Here is a 16630-nt window from a genome sequence, read left to right on the forward strand (position 1 = left end):
TCACATGAGTTTTGCAACAGATTTGGTCATCAGCCCTTGCGAGCAAAAAATCCACGATGTGGTGGGTATCGGCTTTGGCCCTTCGAACATTTCGCTCGCTATCGCCCTTCAGGAGATGGCCCCCGAGCTGGATGTTGCTTTTTTTGACAGCGCACCTGGTTTCGGTTGGCACAAGGGCATGCTGTTCAAGAATGCAACCATGCAGGTGACGTTTCTCAAAGACCTGGTCAGCTTTCGCAACCCGCGCAGCCACTTTACGTTCGTCAATTACTTGCATAGCAAAGGCAGGATCGCCGCCTTCTGCAACAAGAAGGACTTCTTCCCCGGCCGCCTGGAGTTCCACGACTACCTGAGTTGGTGCGCGGCGGAGTTCAGCGACCAGGTGTTCTACGGTCATCAGGTCCTGAGCATCAACGAGGGCGGCGTGGACGATGACGGTTCACCTCTGTTCAGAGTCCAGATGCAGGTGGGTGATATGACGACAGCTGTGCTTGCCCGTTCGGTGGTTCATTCATTGGGCCTTGAGCCTCAATTGCCATTGGGGGTGGAGCCCGGCGAGCGGGTAACGCACGTTCATCACTTGCTGGCCCATCTTGAAAAGACTGCGTTGAATGCCGACGGCCACTGCGTCGTGGTGGGCGGTGGGCAGAGTGCCGCCGAGGCCGTTGAGTACCTGCTCGAGACGTATCCGGCCATGAACGTGACAGCCATAATGGCGCGCTATGGCTACACGCCAGCCGACGACAGCCCATTCGTCAACGAAATATTCAACGCCGACGCGGTCGATGATTTCCACGCGTCGCCCGCCCATGTCCGCCAACACATACTGCGCACACATGCCTCCACCAATTACTCCGCAGTGGACATGGCCCTGATCGAAAAACTTTACCGCAACTGGTACGACGACGAAGTCAGTGGGCAGCAGCGTCTCAAGCTGGAACGCATGAGTCGTTTCCAATCGGTCCTTGTTCAGGGTGCCGGACTACAGGTGGCGTTCAACCGCCAAATGAGCAGCGATGTACAAAAGCTGCGCTGCGACTATCTGGTCTGCGCGACCGGCTTCCGTCCCCGCCGTATCGCCGACCTGTTGTGCGCATCCCTGGCTGCCCGAATGGTCCACGACGAGGGCTCGGCGCGTATTTTGCGTAACTACCGCCTGACCTTTCAGGGGGACTCGGCGCCACTGCTGTATTCCACGGGTGTTGCCGAAGACACTCATGGATTGAGCGCCACGCTCATTTCCAATATGGCCATTCGCGCCGGTGAAATCGTCGACGATCTGCGCACCACCCTGAAACGGAGGCACTATGAGCAAGCCGTTTGACGTCATCATCATTGGGGCCGGCATCATCGGGGCGACGTGCTTTTATATCATGACCCAGGCGGGCAAACGCTGCCTGCTGCTGGATGACAAGCAGCTCGGCTGCGGTGTGACAGGCGCTTCCGGCTGCATCGTGCGGGTCACTCATGCGTCCTGGGAGGCGACCCGCGCTGCGGCGCAGGGCTATCACTTCTACCGGCAGTTGGCGCAGGACTCCGGGGGGCAGGTGCCCTTTACCGAGACGGGCTACCTGCATTTCGCCGAGCCACACGCATTGGCCGACATGCAGGGCTGGCTGGAGCGCGAAGGGGTTCCCGCTCAATTGCTCGACTCCCGGGCCTTGGCTGCCCGCTACCCCGCATTGCCGATCACCGCGCAAATGGCGCTGTACGAACCGGGCTCAGGCTACATGGAGGCCAGGCCGACGTTGCAGTATCTGGTGCAATCGGCCATCGCCCAGGGGGGGGTCTACCATGACGCGGTAAAGGTTCACGCGGTACGTGTCGATGTTGCGAGCCGGCAGGCCGTTGGCGTGCTGAGCTCCAACGGCGATTACGACGGTGCGCAGGTGATTGTCGCGATGGGCAATGGTACCAGCGAGTTCCTGATTCGCCAGTTCGGTGATGCCTTTGGCCTGTGGAGTCAACATATTCAGGTCACACGGTTCAAGGGCACGACACCGTTACCTGAGGCGCCGTGTTTCATTGACGACATCAATCAGCTTAACGGACGACCGTGCCCCCTGACCGGCGGGCTCTACGTCGGCTACCCGACGGGTATGCGAGTGCCTGCCAGCCACAGTTACATGCCTGCTCAACTGTCCCACGCACAACTGACCCGAGAGCAGGGGCAACGGCGTTTTCCCTGGCTGCAAGACGCATCGCTGGAGGGTGCGCTGTGCCATAGCGACTGCTACAGCGAGCAACCCATCGGGTTGATTGGCAAGCAACCGGGGTTGCCGGGCGGCGTGCTGGTTGCCTCTGGTTTCAGTGGCGGCGGATTCAAAATGGCGCCCCATGTTGCCATGCAGCTCACCCGCGTAATTTCTCAAGGATAGAGAGCAACGACCATGAAAAAGATCAATATGTTTTCCCCGGCCAAACGCTTCTACAACGTCGACTCGCGCACCGTTGACCTGCCTGGCACTGACCTTAACCTGATGGGCTGCACCCTGGGGCCTGGCGAGGAAAGCCAGCCGCACAATCACTTTGAGGATGAGTTGTTTATTTTCACCGCTGGGCATGGCGTGGTTAAAACCGCGCAGGAGACGCTTGAAGTGCGTGCGGGGGACGCCGTGCACTGCCAGCGCTTCGAACCTCATACCCTGCGTAATCTGAGCGATCAACACCCCTTGACCTTCCATTCATTATATTGGGATGCGGGGCGCTCTAACGCGCCCGCAGCAGCGCCGGTTGTGGACACCCTGATCTACGCCACCCCGCCGACGCCGAACGGTGATTTGCACTTGGGACATCTCTCGGGGCCCTACATCGCAGGTGATGTGCTCAAGCGCGTGCTGGGCAACACCGGTGCCAGGGTTTTCTACGGCAGCGGGCGTGACGATAACCAGACGTACGTCGTAACGTGCGCAACCAAGGAAGGCATCGGTCCGGGCGCATGCGCCGATCACTATGCCCAGGCCATCCGCGAAACGTGGCAAGGTTATGGCATCGATATGGACGTGTTCATCACACCGGATACCCAAGGTGAGTACGCGGACTTCGTTCATCACTACCTGCAACGACTGCATGAGCAGGATGTTATCTATGCCAAGGACACGCCAGTGTTCGTGGATGACGCGGGAAACGCGCTGCATGAGGCGTTCATTCATGGGGGCTGCCCGCATTGTGGTGAAAGCAGTGACGGCAATGCCTGTGAGGCCTGTGGCCAGCCCAACCAGTGCACCGACCTGACCCAACCGCGCGTCAAGCGCGATGGGCGTCAACCCCGATTAAAAATCGAAACACGCTTATTCTTCCGCTTGAGTGCATTTGCCGACGAACTGCTCAAGTACATCCAGACGGCCAACATGCCCGCCCATGTCTATCAGCTTTGCCACACCATGCTGCGCCAGGGGCTGCCGGATATCTGCATCAGCCATCGCAGCGACTGGGGTATTCGTCACCGCCTGCCATCCGTGCAGGATCAGGTCATCTACGTCTGGTTCGAAATGGCCTTCGGTTATCTGTGGGGCGCCAGCGACCTGCCGGTTGACGGCAACGATCGCTTCGCACGTGCCGAGCAGTGCTATTCGGGCGCGATGGATGTGGTTCATTGTTACGGCTTCGACAATGCCTATTATCACACCTTGTTATTCCCGGCGATCTACCTGGCATTGGACTTGACCCCCCCGCGACACCACATTGTCAACGAACTGCTTGATCTTGATGGCAGTAAGTTCTCCACCAGTCGCCGCCATTTGATCTGGGGCCGTGAGTTTTTGGCCGAAGCCGGCAGCGATTATGCGCGCATGGCGCTCATGCTCGCGCGCCCTGAGGGGGTGAGAACCAATTTCACCGTCGATGAGATCAGCGAGCAGCTCAATGACCTGTTTGCGCAGAAACTGAATGGGTTGATCCAGCGCCTGGATCAGTGCATCGCCAGGCATGGCGGCGGCGTGCCTGAGCCTGGCGCCTGGCTGAGCGACCAGAAAACCTATCATGAAGAACTGTGCCAATGGATGGACGGGTATCGGCAGGCTGCCTCGATCCAGAGTTTCTCGCCCAAACGCATGGCCGAGCAGGTCGCTCATGTGATTCATCGCGCGTCACGTTTCAGTGCCGCACAAGAGCATTTACTGAAGTCTTCGGCGCAACCGTTATCCAACCATGCGCGCACTGCACTGGCGCTGCAGGCCATGACCCTGCGCTGGCTTGCTTATGCCTCTTACCCGTTGATGCCGGGTATCAGCCAGCAACTGAGCGAATGGCTCAATCTGCCTGGGCTCGAACGTGAAGATGTACTGGCCGGCTCGTTCTTTGCCGGCGGTCATACCCTGGCCCGCCGGCCACCTGTGAAACTGCACAGCGTGTCGGCGCAGGCACTGGCGCGGCTTATGCCGGGGCACGTCTAGATGAGCGCAGTCATGCGCGGACAACGGGTGGGTGTCGTTGGGCCTCTGACGGGCCCTCGGGCGGCGTATGGGGAGTGGCTTCGCAAGGCCGTGCAAGGGTCATCGCTACCTCTGATATGGGCGGATGATGCGGCCGACCCCGTCGTCGCGGTAGCTGCGGCGCGCCGACTGTTGGCCGGCGGAGCAGGGGTGGTCATTGGGCATTTCAACAGTGAATGCGCCCGGTCGGCCGGAGCACTCTACCAGGCGGCCGGTGTTCCCTTGCTATTGCCCGCCGCAACGGCACCAGACCTTTGCCGTACGGTCGGTGCCTTTCGCTTGTGTGCCAGTGAATTGCAGCAAGTGATCACCATTGTCGACTACCTGGCTCAGGTTTATACGCAGGTTGAAGAGTTCTGGTCGGATGGCTCGCCGTACGGCGAACGATTGGCCTCGGCTTTGCAACAGCGTCTGCTGCCGATGACGCTGCAAGGGGCAAGCCAGTCGGTATGCGCGTTGATGGGCTCGCACGTCGCGGTGGCTGCGGAAATTCGTCGAAGAGCGCGTCCGGGGACGGTTTATCTGGTGCCGGATGATTGTGTGGTCGAAGAGTTTGGCGAGTTGCTGGCGGGGACCGGCGCAATCACCCTGTGCCCCCATGCCACGCCGGATTTTGGCGACTGCGCGCGCATGGCGCTGAGGTTTGTGGCTGCTGCCGTTGAGGAGGGCTGCGCCGTACGCGAGTACCTCGATGCACATGCGGATTTCGACCAGGGTCAGTACCGACATGCCGGCTACATCATGAAGTGGCACGAATATTCCATTTTTCCTGGCCATGACAAAGGACGTCATCATCATGCAACTTGAACATTCTGGAACCTTGCGCGAGTTACCCTGCATAGGCCATGACGACATCGCACCCGGCGACATTGAGATTATGCTGTCCGCGTTCCGCCAGGCCCTGACCCAGCCCCGCGCCAAGCTGTCGGCGCCGTGTGATGCCGAGCACATTACGCAGGCGGCAGAAGAGGCAGTCGGCACCACGATTTGTGAATCAGGTATAGGCCTGGAACCCGCGTTGGAACTCTACACCAGCTTGCTTGGCCGGCACGGCGTGCCGACCGACCACCCGGGTTATCTGGCCTACATCGGTGCCCGTGCTACCCCGGCAGCCGCGTTGATGGACGGCTTGCTGTCCGCTAGTGGCATGATCGGCTCGGGATGGCTGGGCGGGGCGGGCTTGATCTGGGCGGAGAATCAGGCATTGCGCTGGTTGTGTGAGCTGGCCGGTTTGCCGGACGGCGCCGGAGGGTGTTTCGTCGGTGGTGGCACCGCGGGTAATTTCTCCGCGCTGGTGGCCGCCCGACATCGCTACCGAGAACGCGCGGGGCGGCATCAGGGGCTTTTAGTGGTGGGAGAGGGAGCCCATTCTTCAATTATCGTCAGCGCCCGGTTGCTCGACCTGGGCGTGGTTACGGTGGCTTCGGATGAGCTGGGCCGTTTGACGGCTTTCGAACTGGCGAAGACCCTGGAACAACTGGCCGTGGAGGGGCGGCGCGACCATGTGGTCGCCGTGGTAGCGGTCGCCGGCGCGACCAATTCGGGACAGATTGATGATCTTTCCGGTATAGGGGAAATCGCCCGTCAGCATGCTATCTGGTTGCATGTGGATGCGGCCTATGGCGGTGCGTTCCTGTGTGTACGGAGTGTGAGGACTCAACTGGAAGGTATTGAGCGGGCCGACTCACTGATCATCGACCCACACAAGGGCCTGTTCGTACCCTACGACTGTTGTGCGCTGCTCTATGCCAAACCCGATGAGGTTACCGCAGCTTTTACTCAGGATGCTTCCTATCTGGAGCAGATCAATGAGTCCGAGCAATGCAACCCCATGCACTATGCCTTCCATCTGTCGCGTCGGGCCCGGGGCATGCCGCTGTGGTTCTCACTGGCGGTGCATGGCATCGCGGCTTACCGGCATACTCTGGAGCGCATCCTTGTGCTCAGCGCCTACCTGCGCACGCGCATCGTCAGCCATCCGAGGCTGGAGCTGATAAAGGCGTCCGGCTTGAGCGTTATCCTGTTCACGCGCCACGGCTGGCAAGCCGACGATTATGATCGCTGGGCGCAGCGTTGCCTGCGTGACGGTGTTGCCCTGGTGGTCCCTTCTCGCTGGCAGGGGAAGACCGTGATGCGGGTATGCATCATGAACACAACGCTGGATGAGCAGCAATGTGATGACCTGCTGGCTGACCTCTGAAGAATGCGTGCTGATTTCTATCCTTCAGCATCGGCTGGAGCATTCAGCTCGTTGAGCGCCATTGCGTTGTTTTTGAAGGCGGCTGCGAAGATGGCGCGATTTTTTGCCATGTAGATACTTGCATCTTCAGCGTGTTTTTCGGAGAGGCCGGCGACGTTTTTCATCAATACGTCCGTCAGGGCCTCTGCCAGTTCAAGCATCTGATCGTGAGCGTCGGCAAGTTTTCGGTCCACGAACGTAGTCTCCAAATCCCGGGTACTGCGGTAAAGGGTCTCAACAGCCATTTTGGCCTCGTCGTAATATCAAGTGTTGAATGGGGTCGCCCCGGCGCTGCGGGCTTTGTGCTGTGTCCGACAAGCTACGCAATCATCGAGTCTGCGGTTCGAGTGTCCTGACCAGATAGGGCGCATCTGACATATCCAGGCATTCACGACCCTTACCTCTGGTGCATACTGTGTTTATATACAGTTAAAAGCAAGCGAAACATTTGGCGTTGGAGGGCAGGTTTTTAATGTAGTCGGAAAATTGCGAGTTGCTACGCCGCAAACGCGCATTGGGGCTGAATGCCATGATCTGAGTGAATAAAGTGCCTCGTGTCACTCGGCCACCCTCTCACCAGCGGCCTCTGGCTTTTTTCCTGCATGCAGAACAACCGTCACCTCCACCCCGCATTATCCGGTCGAACCGACCTAAGGAAGCATCATCGTGAAAATCAACTGGGCCGAGAAGCTGCGTCAGCAAGTCCATGGGCTGGCCGAGTCGCTGGGCAATCTGTTTGTGGAGTCGTTCCATTACCTGGCGCTGTTCGCCATTGGTGCAGTGACCGCCTGGGCGGCGGTGATGGAATTTCTGGGGATGCTGGAGAACGGGCACATCAAGATCGATGACATCTTGCTGCTGTTCATCTACCTGGAACTGGGCGCCATGGTCGGGATTTATTTCAAGACCAACCACATGCCCGTGCGCTTCCTGATCTACGTCGCGATCACCGCGCTGACGCGGCTGCTGATCTCCAACGTATCCCATCACAACCCGCCGGACGTGGGCATTATCTATTTGTGCGGCGGGATTCTGCTGTTGGCCTTCGCGATTCTGGTGGTGCGCTACGCGTCGTCGGCGTTTCCTTCGGTGAAAGTCGAAGGCCCGCGTCGCAAGGGCGAGGCGAGCCTGGAAACCGAGAAGGGCGAGCTTTAAAGCCCGACGCTGAAAGGCAGATGACGGGCGGGCGGTCGCTGCAGGAGTTTGTGGCTGTCGCCGTCCGTCATCAGCTCCAGGATTTCCATGGCGCTATGACCCTGTTCGATGGCAATGCCGAACTGAATGCTTTGCACCAGGCGCTTGAGCCGTTGCGGGTCGTTGCGCTGTTCGGCGCTGATCATGCGTTTGGCCACTACGCCTGTGTCATCGGAGAGGGTGAGCATGATGCTGCCGTCCAGCCGCTGGATGCTCAGGTTGACGCGGTATTGTGGGCTGAAGGTGTCGGTGATGATCTGAAAAGGGTTGTCCATGGTGCGTTACCGCCTGATAAGAACATGCAGTCATTGACGACCGGTGTCGGGAATAGTTCGCGTTGCCTGACCACCGGCCAAAGTCCGTTTTCCTCAAAAGCTCTACAGCAAGGGGCGTGCCGTACAGGTGCTGGGAAGGCTTTTTTGTAGGAGCGAGCTTGCTCGCGAAAAACTTATAGGCGCCGCGTTCATTCAGGAAGCATGCGTTATCGTTGACGTTTTTCGCGAGCAAGCTCGCTCCTACAGACTGGCATTAGGGCAAGCCCCTCCCACATTTGACCGGCGTTGTTCCTGAGAGCAGTGACCTGTTTCAGGGCAATACGGAGAAAACGATCGCAGACGGCGCAGTCAGCACTCCACCCAGCTGACCGCCAGGCCGCCCCGTGAAGTTTCCTTGTACTTGTCATGCATATCGGCGCCGGTGTCGCGCATGGTGCGGATCACCCGGTCGAGGGAAATGAAGTGCTTGCCATCGCCGCGCAGGGCCATTTGGGTGGCGTTGATCGCTTTAACGGCCGCAATGGCGTTGCGCTCGATGCACGGCACCTGCACCAGGCCGCCGACCGGGTCGCAGGTCAGGCCTAGGTTGTGTTCCAGGCCGATTTCGGCGGCGTTTTCCAACTGTTCGGGGGTGGCGCCAAGGATGTCGGCCAGCCCGGCGGCGGCCATGGCGCAGGCCGAGCCCACTTCGCCCTGGCAGCCGACTTCGGCGCCGGAGATCGAGGCGTTCTTTTTACAGAGGATGCCGACGGCGGCGGCCGCCAGGAAAAAATTGACCACATCGTCGTCGGACGCGTCGGCGTTGAATTTCATGTAGTAATGCAGCACGGCAGGAATGATCCCCGCCGCACCATTGGTCGGCGCGGTGACCATGCGCCCGCCGGCGGCGTTTTCTTCGTTGACGGCGAGGGCGAACAGGTTGACCCACTCCATGGCCGATAAGGTCGATGTGATCACATTGGGCTTGCCGATTTCCAACAGGCTGCGGTGCAATTTCGCCGCGCGACGTGGGACGTCCAGGCCACCGGGCAGAATGCCTTCATCGCGCAAACCCTGTTCCACGCATTCACGCATCACCGACCAGATATGCAGCAGGCCGCTGCGGATGTCTTCGTCGCTGCGCCAGGCCCGTTCGTTGGCCATCATCAATTGCGAAACCCGCAGGCCGTGCTTGTTGCACAAGGCCAGCAGTTCAGCAGCGCTGGAAAAGTCGTAGGGCAATTGCACATCGCTGGTCGGCGCAATGCCCGATGCGGCTTCGGCGGCTTCGATGATGAAACCACCGCCCACCGAGTAGTAGGTGTGCTCGCTCAACAGGCCGCTGTCGCCATAGGCATGCAGGGACATGGCGTTAGGGTGATAGGGCAGGCTTTCATCGAGCAGCAGCAGGTCGGTGTGCCAGTTGAAGGCAATGGTCTGTTGGCCGGCGAGCAACAGCTGACCGGACTCGCGCAGTTGCTGGATACGCGCATTGATCGAGGTGGGGTCGATTCGATCCGGCCATTCGCCCATCAAGCCCATCACGCAGGCGCGGTCAGTGGCGTGGCCGACGCCGGTGGCGGACAGCGAACCGTATAAACGTACTTCGACGCGGCGGGTTTGGCCGAGCAACTGCTGGTCGGCCAGTGCCTGGGCAAAGGTCGCCGCAGCGCGCATCGGGCCGACGGTATGGGAGCTGGAGGGGCCGATGCCCACCTTGAATAGGTCAAAAACGCTGATAGCCATGCTAAAGCCTTACAAGCAATGGAGTGAGAATCGCTGCCATGTTTTGTAGAGCAGGCGGAGTTGGCGCGATACTGATCCTCTGGATTGGCACTGACCAACGAATTATCCTAAGACACCCTTTAGCAGGACTAAACGCTATGACTCGGCCCCTTCATGGCCAGACCTATTCCTGGCTGCATGTTTTTTCCTGTGCTGCGCGGCACCTTTCGTTCACCCGCTGCGCCGAAGAGCTGCACATCACACCGGGCGCGGTGAGCCAACAGATTCGCCAGTTGGAAGAGCGCCTGGGCTTCAGACTGTTTCACCGCCGCGCACGGGGTGTGGAGCTCAGCGCCGAAGGGCAGCGCCTGGCGGCGGTGGTAGGGGAGGCCTATGGCAGCATCGACGCCGAATTGCAGCGCCTGGACGCCGGGATGATCAGCGGCACCTTGCGCCTGCGCTCGATTCCGTCATTTCTCGGCAAGTGGCTGACGCCGCGCCTGCCACGCCTGCAGCAGCGCTTTCCGGACATTCAGTTGCGCATGGTTGCCGAGGACAGCAGCGTCGCGCTGCACGAGGGCGATTTCGACCTGGCCATCGACCTGAACGACGGCAGCTATCCCGGATTGTTATCCACAGCCCTGTTGGATGAGCAGATATTTCCGGTGTGCGCCCCCAGCCTGTTGCGTGGCCGGCCGCCGCTGCATGGGCCGGCGGACCTGGCGCATTTCCCGCTGCTGCACGATATCACCGCCTGGCGTGGGAGTTATGAGTATGCCGAGTGGGAGTTCTACCTGAATGCCATCGGTTACCCCGATGCCGATGTGCGTCGCGGGCACACCTTCAACCGCAACCACCTGACCATCGAAGCCGCCATCGCCGGCATGGGCGTGGCCATCGCGCGGCGCACCTTGCTCAACGATGAGCTGGAGCGCGGCACCCTGATCGTACCGTTCGGCCTGGCCGTGCCCAACCATAAACGCTACGTGCTGTTGTATGCCCCGGGTGCGTTGAATCACCCCGGCGTGCGGGCGGTGCACGACTGGCTGGTGGAAGAAGCGGGGGTTTTTCGCGCCTTGCACCCGTTGGGAGCGGGGCAACTGTGAGGAAACAGGATGTAAGAAGTTGTAACTAACTCCCCACCCTACCAGCGTTTTTGCTTGTCGTCAGGGTTAATTTGTAATGTAGGATTTATCTTTGCAAAGGGGTTGAAATGTTTCAGCAGGTGCTCAATTGTGTAATCAGGAGGTCATGGTTTCACCACCCCGGTGTTGCAGTTTGTGATCTCTGGCGAGCTAGCTGAAATAAGGGAAGAACTATGCAAATCCAAGTCAATAGCGATAACCATATTGAAAGCAGCATTCGACTGGAGGAGTGGGTACGTACCACCATTGAGAGCACGCTCGAACGTTATGAAGAAGACCTGACCCGTGTGGAGGTCTATCTGCGGGATGAGAACGGCGACAAGCCCGGTCCCCACGATTTAAGTTGCCGTCTGGAGGCACGTCCAAAAGGCCATCAAGCGATTTCGGTAGTGCACAAGGCCGATACTCTGGAGCAAGCGATCGACGGTGCGGCCACCAAGCTCGACCACGCGCTGGAACATCTGTTCGGCAAACTGCAAGGCAAGCCCCGCGCTGCCGGTAAAAACCAGCCGACCACCAAAGTCAATGAAGATGAGCTTGAACAGGAGTTTTTGGAAAAAGAACGGGCCGTCTTCAACGGCTGATAGTTTTTTGACTCCCCATTGAAAATGGGCCTGCGCATGCAGGCCCGTTTTCGTTTAACGGCGCTGTTTGAAGAAATACCCGCTGAGCATCGCCAGCCCGCAGGCACCTGAACCTGCGAAGAGCATTGCCCAGCCGGCGCCGTTGCGCAGCGCCGCCCGGGCCTCGTTGAGCGCCAATCCCGTCGCGTCCAGCTTGCCCGCCGCGAGGTGCTGGCTGAGGGCCGGCCAATCCATTGCCGTGTCCGGCGGCAGTACATCGGCCAGGTGATGGCTGATCCCCAACAACAGCACCAGTCCCATCAGCGCGATATTGAGCGCCAGGGTGATCAGCCGGGCGCTGAAGTCGATGCCCGAGGCCATGCCCGCGCGATCAGCCGAGACGGCGCCGGTGGTGGTGTTGGTGGTGGGCGAGTTGGTCAGCGCCAGGCCAGTGCCAGCGATCACGCAACTGAGCAGCACCGGCAGCGTGCCGGGCTGCGCGGCGAGATTGGCCACGGCCATCGCCAGAAACCCTGCGCCCATGGTTGCCAGGCCCAGCGGGATGATGCGTTCGGCGCCGTAGCGCAGGGCCAGGCGTTCGGCCAGGGGTGGCACCAGCAAGGTCGGCAAGGTATAGGCGAGCAGGGCGCCGCCGGTGGTCAGGGTGTCGTAGCCCAGGCCCGCCTGGAAATACAGCGGCAGGTAGATCATGAATGGCCAGAAGCTGAAATTCATGCCGATCGAGCCCATCAGCGCACCATTGAAGCGCTGGATGCGGAACACCGAGAAATCGAACATCGGATGGGCGCTGCGCTTTTCAACCACGATAAACAGCAGCAACCCCACCAGCGCCAGGCTCGCCCAGCCGAGCATGGCCGGTGTGGCGAAGCCGCGCTCGGTGCCCTGGGTGATGAAATAGACCAGGGCGAACACCGACAGCGTCAAGGTCAGCATGCCGGCGATGTCGAGGCGATGGCTGGCCGGGTCGCGGGATTCCTGCACGCTGATGCGCAACAGCGCCAGGGTGAACAGGGTGAGTGGCACGTGGGCGAGAAACACCCAGCGCCAATCGGCGACTGCCAGGATCAGCGCGCCGACCATCGGCCCGAACCCCAGGCCCACTCCGGCGATCACCCCCCAGATCGCGAAGGCCCGGGCGCGTGCGGCCGGTTCACGAAACAAGTGCGACAGAATCGCGAACTGGCAGATCATCATCGCGCCGGCGCCGATGCCCTGGACGAAGCGCGCCACGATCAATGTGGAAGCATCATTGGCCAGTCCACAGGCCAGTGAAGCCAGGCCGAACACCCACAGGCACAGTACCAGCACGCGTCGACGGCCAAAGCGATCGGCCAGGGTGCCCGCCGCCATCAGTACGCTGGTGCAGGCCAGGGTGTAGGCATTCATGATCCATTGGGCATCTTGAAAGCCGGTGCCCAATTCGCGTTCCAGGGTGGGCAGGATGACCGGTACGCTGGAGATTTCCAGGCCGAACATCAGGGCCACCAGACACACGGCGGTGAGCGCCAGGCCGTTTCTGTTGGTATGCGCGGGGCTTAGGGCCAGTAGAGCGGCGGCGGGTGGCATACGCAGTTCCTTTAGAGAGAGGGAGGGATTATTCTCTCGGGAATAGAGTTCTTTATTTGCGATAACTTTTCCTTTGATAAGGGAATTCAAGGCGACAATCTGCGATGTCTACCCCACGTTTCGATGGTGTCGAGCTGTTTCTGCAAGTCGTCGAGAGCGGCAGCCTGAGCGCCGCCGCCGAGCGGCTGAACCTCACGCGCTCGGCGGTGGGCAAGGGCCTGGCACGGCTTGAAGCGCGCCTGGGCACCTGCCTGTTGCAGCGCTCCACGCGCCGCCAGCGTCTGACCGAGGATGGGCAGGCGTATTACGAGCACTGTCTGCGCGCGCTGTCGGAGCTGGAGGCGGCCGAGTCCGTGCTGGAAAGCGGCCGCCAGCAGCCGCGCGGACGCTTGCGCGCCAGTTTGCCGCTGGCGTTTGGTCACCACTATGCCGCGCCTGCCCTGTGGGGCTTGATGGATCGCTATGCGGAACTCGAGATCGACATTTGCTTCTGCGACCGCATGATCGATCTGGCGCAGGAAGGCTTCGACATTGCCGTGCGTATCGGCCCGTTGCCGGATACCGACCGTCTGAGTGCGCGGCGTCTGGGGGAGCAGGTCATGGGCCTGACGGCGTCACCGGCGTATCTGCAGCGCAGGGAGCGAATTGAACGTATCGAGGACCTGGCACTGCATCGCGGCATTGCCTACCGCAGCAACAACGCCCATCGCTCGCGCCTGGTCACGCCCCTGGTGCTGGACGACCTCCAGGCTGTGGCCGATGCGGCGATTGCAGGCGTGGGCCTGGCCTGGTTGCCGAGTTGGTTGATTGCCCACTATGCGCTGCGCGGGCAACTGGAAGCGGTACTGCCCGGTTATCGCGAGCAGCCGGCCCCCATCCATGTGATCTGGCCGACGGCGCCGCACATGCCGGCCAAGATACGGTGCGCCATCGATGCGCTGGTCGCGGCCACCCCCAGTTGCCTGGCGGGCAGTTAGAGCTTCGGATGCGCTCCAATCCTGAACACACTGAGGATCAAATGTGGGAGGGGGCTTGCTCCCGATAGCGGTGGGTCAGCTACAGATAAGCTGACTGACACACTGCCATCGGGGGCAAGCCCCCTCCCACATTTGGATTTTTTGTGGCCTGCAAATTGACGTCTGGCAGTCAGAACGCGATGGACGTCTGCACATACACCGTGCGCGGCTCACCCACATACTTACCCTTGTTGTTATCGTCGAACGAGCGCGTGTAGTACTGCTTGTTGAAGATGTTCTTCACCCCGACCGCCACGTTCAAATCCGACAGCTGCGGGCCGAAGTCATACGCTGCGCGGCTGCTGAACAGCATGTAGCCGGGGATGCGTCCGTTCGCGCCGTCGGCGCTTTCGGCCTGGGTGTTGGCGTTGTCGGCGAACTGGCTGCTCTGGTAGCTGCTGTCCAGGTTGAGCTTCCACGGGCCTTCGGTGTAGCCCACGCCGAGGGTGCCTTTGTGCTTGGACGAGAAGGGCACGCGGTTGCCTTTGTTCGGGCCGTCTTCGCGGATGGTCGCGTCGACATAGGCATAGGTGGCGTACACATCGAAGCCGGCCAGCGCCGGGCTTACGCCGTCGAGGGCATAGTTGATGCTCGACTCGATGCCCTGATGCCGCGTCTCACCGCGCGCGATCACGGTGTCGTTGGTCTGGTTGCTGTCGTACTGGTTGTCGAAGTTGATCAGGAACGCACCGATTTCCGCGCGCAGGCTGCCGTTGTCGTAGCGCGTACCGAGCTCCCAGGTGCGGGCTTTTTCCGGTTTCACTTCGCCGCTGCTCACGCGGTTGGGCATCTGGCTGTACTGCACGCTGCCGAACGAGCCTTCCGTGTTGGCATAGAGGTTCCAGTCGTCGGTGAGGTGATAGAGCACGTTCAACGCCGGCAGCGCGGTGTTGTAGTCGCCTTTGTATTTGACGTTGCTCAGGTTGTTGGTCTGTTGGGACTCGATCATCTCGTAGCGCACGCCCGGCGTGATCGTCCACTTGCCGATGTCGATACGGTCGTCGATGAAGAACGCATTGGCTTCGGTGCCTCCACGGGTGTCGCGGTCGTTGCGGCTGTCGGTGGTGGGGATTTGCTGGTTGACGGCAATCGGCGTGCGGTAGCGCAACTCATGGCCGGCTTCGTTGATGTAGCGGTAGCCGACGCCGACTTCGTGGCTGGTGGGGCCGAGGTCGAAGCCTTGGGCGAAGCGGGTTTCCAGGCCGCGCACCCAATACTCGCGGGGTGACAGCGAGAGGAAGTTGCCCTGGTCGAGGTAGCCGCTGCGCAGGGTCTTGGTGAAGAAGCTGTTGACCGTGAATTCACGGCGATCCTGCTCGTAGCGGTAGCCGACGTTGAACATCGTGCGGCGGCCCCAGAACTTGTCGTAGGGACGGGTCGACTGGTACGGGTCGGCCTTGTAGTCCTTGACGTTCAAGCCCCCGGGCATATCGGCCTCGCCGTCGTAATACTGCGCCATGGCGTTGAAACTGTTGGCGTCATCCAGCTGGTATTTGCCCTTGAGGATCAGGTCATCGATACGGGTATCGCTGTTTTCGCGCCAGTCGCCGCCTCGGGTGCCGGAGTACAAGAGTGCGCCGCCCAGGCCATTGTCGGCGGTGCCGCCGGCCAGCAGGTTGCCGGTGGTCTTGAAGCCGTCGTGGCTGGAGGACGGGCTGGTTTCGGTCTGCAGGCCGCCTTTGACGGTGGGCGCATCCGGAATCGCACGGGTCACGAAGTTGACGATGCCGCCGACGTTCTGCGGGCCGTAGCGCACCGCGCCGCCGCCACGTACCACGTCGACCGCGTCCATGTTGCCCATGCTGATCGGTGCAAATGAAAGTTGCGGCTGGCCATAGGGGGCGAAGGGCACGGGAATGCCGTCCATCAGCACCGTGGAGCGTGATGCCAGGCGTGGGTTGAGCCCGCGAATACCGAAGTTCAGCGCCATATCATGGCTGCCGGTGCCGTTGTTGTCCGGGGCGTTGACGCCGGGAATGCGGTTGAGCACGTCGCGGGCCTGGGTTGCGCCCTGGCGTTCGAATTCGTCGCGGCGGATCACGTCACGGGCACCGGGATGCTCGAACACGTTGGTCTGCGCCGCATCGCCGAGCCAGTCGCCGACCACGTTGGAGGTTTGCAGCTCGAGGGTGGCCGGGGCGCCGGTCGGTTGCAGGCTGTAGGCGTTGTCGCCCTCGGCGCGGGCTTGCAGGCCACTGCCTTCCAACAGTTTGTTCAGGCCTTCGGCGGCGCTGTAGTTGCCCGTCAAACCGGGGCTTTGCCGGCCGGCGGTGACCTCGGAACCGAAGGACACCAGCACGCCGGCTTCGCGGCCGAACTGGTTCAGGGCCGCTTCCAGAGTCGTCGGCGCGATGTGATAGGCCTTGGTGTCGGCCGCCATCACCGGGGGCAGAACGGTCAGGCTGAGGCTGGCGCCGAGCAGGAGTTGGCGCAGGGTACGGGCAAGAAGCGTCGGTTGCAGGGGCATGAAGGGC

General features: G+C 60.9%; 14 protein-coding genes. 9 read left to right on the top strand and 5 right to left on the bottom strand.

Annotation, left to right across the window (positions count from 1 at the left end; genetic code table 11):
- Positions 1 to 4: 4 nt before the first annotated feature.
- Genes TU82_RS18400 through TU82_RS18420 form a run of 5 tightly spaced genes read left to right on the top strand, consistent with a single transcriptional unit; the run spans position 5 to position 6633 of the window.
- Entirely contained in the window at positions 5 to 1324 is a 1320-nt protein-coding gene (locus tag TU82_RS18400) for a lysine N(6)-hydroxylase/L-ornithine N(5)-oxygenase family protein (RefSeq protein ID WP_057724698.1), read from the top strand.
- Positions 1308 to 2378 carry an NAD(P)/FAD-dependent oxidoreductase gene (locus TU82_RS18405; RefSeq protein ID WP_057724699.1) on the top strand — a complete coding sequence of 357 codons (1071 nt, stop codon included), beginning with the start codon at positions 1308 to 1310 and terminating at the stop codon, positions 2376 to 2378. The genes TU82_RS18400 and TU82_RS18405 overlap by 17 nt, the downstream gene beginning before the upstream one ends.
- A gap of 12 nt (positions 2379 to 2390) precedes the next feature.
- Positions 2391 to 4394 (top strand): class I tRNA ligase family protein, encoded by a 2004-nt coding sequence (locus TU82_RS18410; RefSeq protein WP_248842641.1) that lies wholly within the window; start codon positions 2391 to 2393, stop codon positions 4392 to 4394.
- Positions 4395 to 5240 (top strand): ABC transporter substrate-binding protein, encoded by an 846-nt coding sequence (locus tag TU82_RS18415; protein WP_057724700.1) that lies wholly within the window; start codon positions 4395 to 4397, stop codon positions 5238 to 5240.
- Complete coding sequence (locus tag TU82_RS18420; RefSeq protein ID WP_231982735.1) at positions 5230 to 6633, top strand: pyridoxal phosphate-dependent decarboxylase family protein; 1404 nt, start codon at positions 5230 to 5232, stop codon at positions 6631 to 6633. Before TU82_RS18415 ends, TU82_RS18420 begins: the two co-directional genes overlap by 11 nt.
- Before the next feature lie 17 nt (positions 6634 to 6650).
- Here TU82_RS18420 and TU82_RS18425 read toward each other — a convergent pair whose 3' ends face one another.
- Positions 6651 to 6917: a YebG family protein gene (locus TU82_RS18425; RefSeq protein ID WP_057724702.1), complete on the bottom strand. Its 267-nt coding sequence runs from the start codon at positions 6915 to 6917 to the stop codon at positions 6651 to 6653.
- A gap of 421 nt (positions 6918 to 7338) precedes the next feature.
- Between TU82_RS18425 and TU82_RS18430 the strand changes: the two genes are divergently transcribed.
- Positions 7339 to 7827 (top strand): phosphate-starvation-inducible protein PsiE, encoded by a 489-nt coding sequence (locus TU82_RS18430; RefSeq protein WP_057724703.1) that lies wholly within the window; start codon positions 7339 to 7341, stop codon positions 7825 to 7827.
- On the opposite strand, the gene TU82_RS18435 is transcribed toward TU82_RS18430, so the two are convergent.
- Both TU82_RS18435 and TU82_RS18440 read right to left on the bottom strand, forming a co-directional pair.
- The gene (locus tag TU82_RS18435; RefSeq protein WP_057724704.1) at positions 7824 to 8141 is read right to left on the bottom strand and encodes a DUF3509 domain-containing protein; all 318 of its coding nucleotides are present in this window, start codon (positions 8139 to 8141) and stop codon (positions 7824 to 7826) included. The two genes, TU82_RS18430 and TU82_RS18435, sit on opposite strands and share 4 nt — an antisense overlap.
- 348 nt (positions 8142 to 8489) lie before the next feature.
- Complete coding sequence (locus TU82_RS18440) at positions 8490 to 9866, bottom strand: L-serine ammonia-lyase (protein WP_057724705.1); 1377 nt, start codon at positions 9864 to 9866, stop codon at positions 8490 to 8492.
- A gap of 137 nt (positions 9867 to 10003) precedes the next feature.
- On the opposite strand from TU82_RS18440, the gene TU82_RS18445 reads away from it, so the two are divergent.
- Together TU82_RS18445 and TU82_RS18450 are read left to right on the top strand one after the other, a co-directional pair.
- On the top strand, positions 10004 to 10951 hold the full coding sequence (locus tag TU82_RS18445) for a LysR substrate-binding domain-containing protein (RefSeq protein WP_057724706.1): 948 nt from the start codon (positions 10004 to 10006) through the stop codon (positions 10949 to 10951).
- A gap of 212 nt (positions 10952 to 11163) precedes the next feature.
- The gene (locus TU82_RS18450) at positions 11164 to 11574 is read left to right on the top strand and encodes an HPF/RaiA family ribosome-associated protein (protein ID WP_057724707.1); all 411 of its coding nucleotides are present in this window, start codon (positions 11164 to 11166) and stop codon (positions 11572 to 11574) included.
- Positions 11575 to 11628: 54 nt separating this feature from the next.
- On the opposite strand, the gene TU82_RS18455 is transcribed toward TU82_RS18450, so the two are convergent.
- On the bottom strand, positions 11629 to 13140 hold the full coding sequence (locus tag TU82_RS18455; RefSeq protein ID WP_057724708.1) for an MFS transporter: 1512 nt from the start codon (positions 13138 to 13140) through the stop codon (positions 11629 to 11631).
- A 104-nt stretch (positions 13141 to 13244) separates the two neighbouring features.
- On the opposite strand from TU82_RS18455, the gene TU82_RS18460 reads away from it, so the two are divergent.
- Positions 13245 to 14117, top strand: coding sequence for a LysR family transcriptional regulator (locus TU82_RS18460; protein WP_057724709.1), 873 nt, complete (start codon positions 13245 to 13247; stop codon positions 14115 to 14117).
- 169 nt (positions 14118 to 14286) lie between these two features.
- Here TU82_RS18460 and fecA read toward each other — a convergent pair whose 3' ends face one another.
- Positions 14287 to 16623 carry a TonB-dependent Fe(3+) dicitrate receptor FecA gene (fecA, locus tag TU82_RS18465; protein WP_057724710.1) on the bottom strand — a complete coding sequence of 779 codons (2337 nt, stop codon included), beginning with the start codon at positions 16621 to 16623 and terminating at the stop codon, positions 14287 to 14289.
- Positions 16624 to 16630: the final 7 nt, after the last annotated feature.

Source organism: Pseudomonas orientalis (assembly GCF_001439815.1).
Classification (GTDB): domain Bacteria; phylum Pseudomonadota; class Gammaproteobacteria; order Pseudomonadales; family Pseudomonadaceae; genus Aquipseudomonas; species Aquipseudomonas orientalis.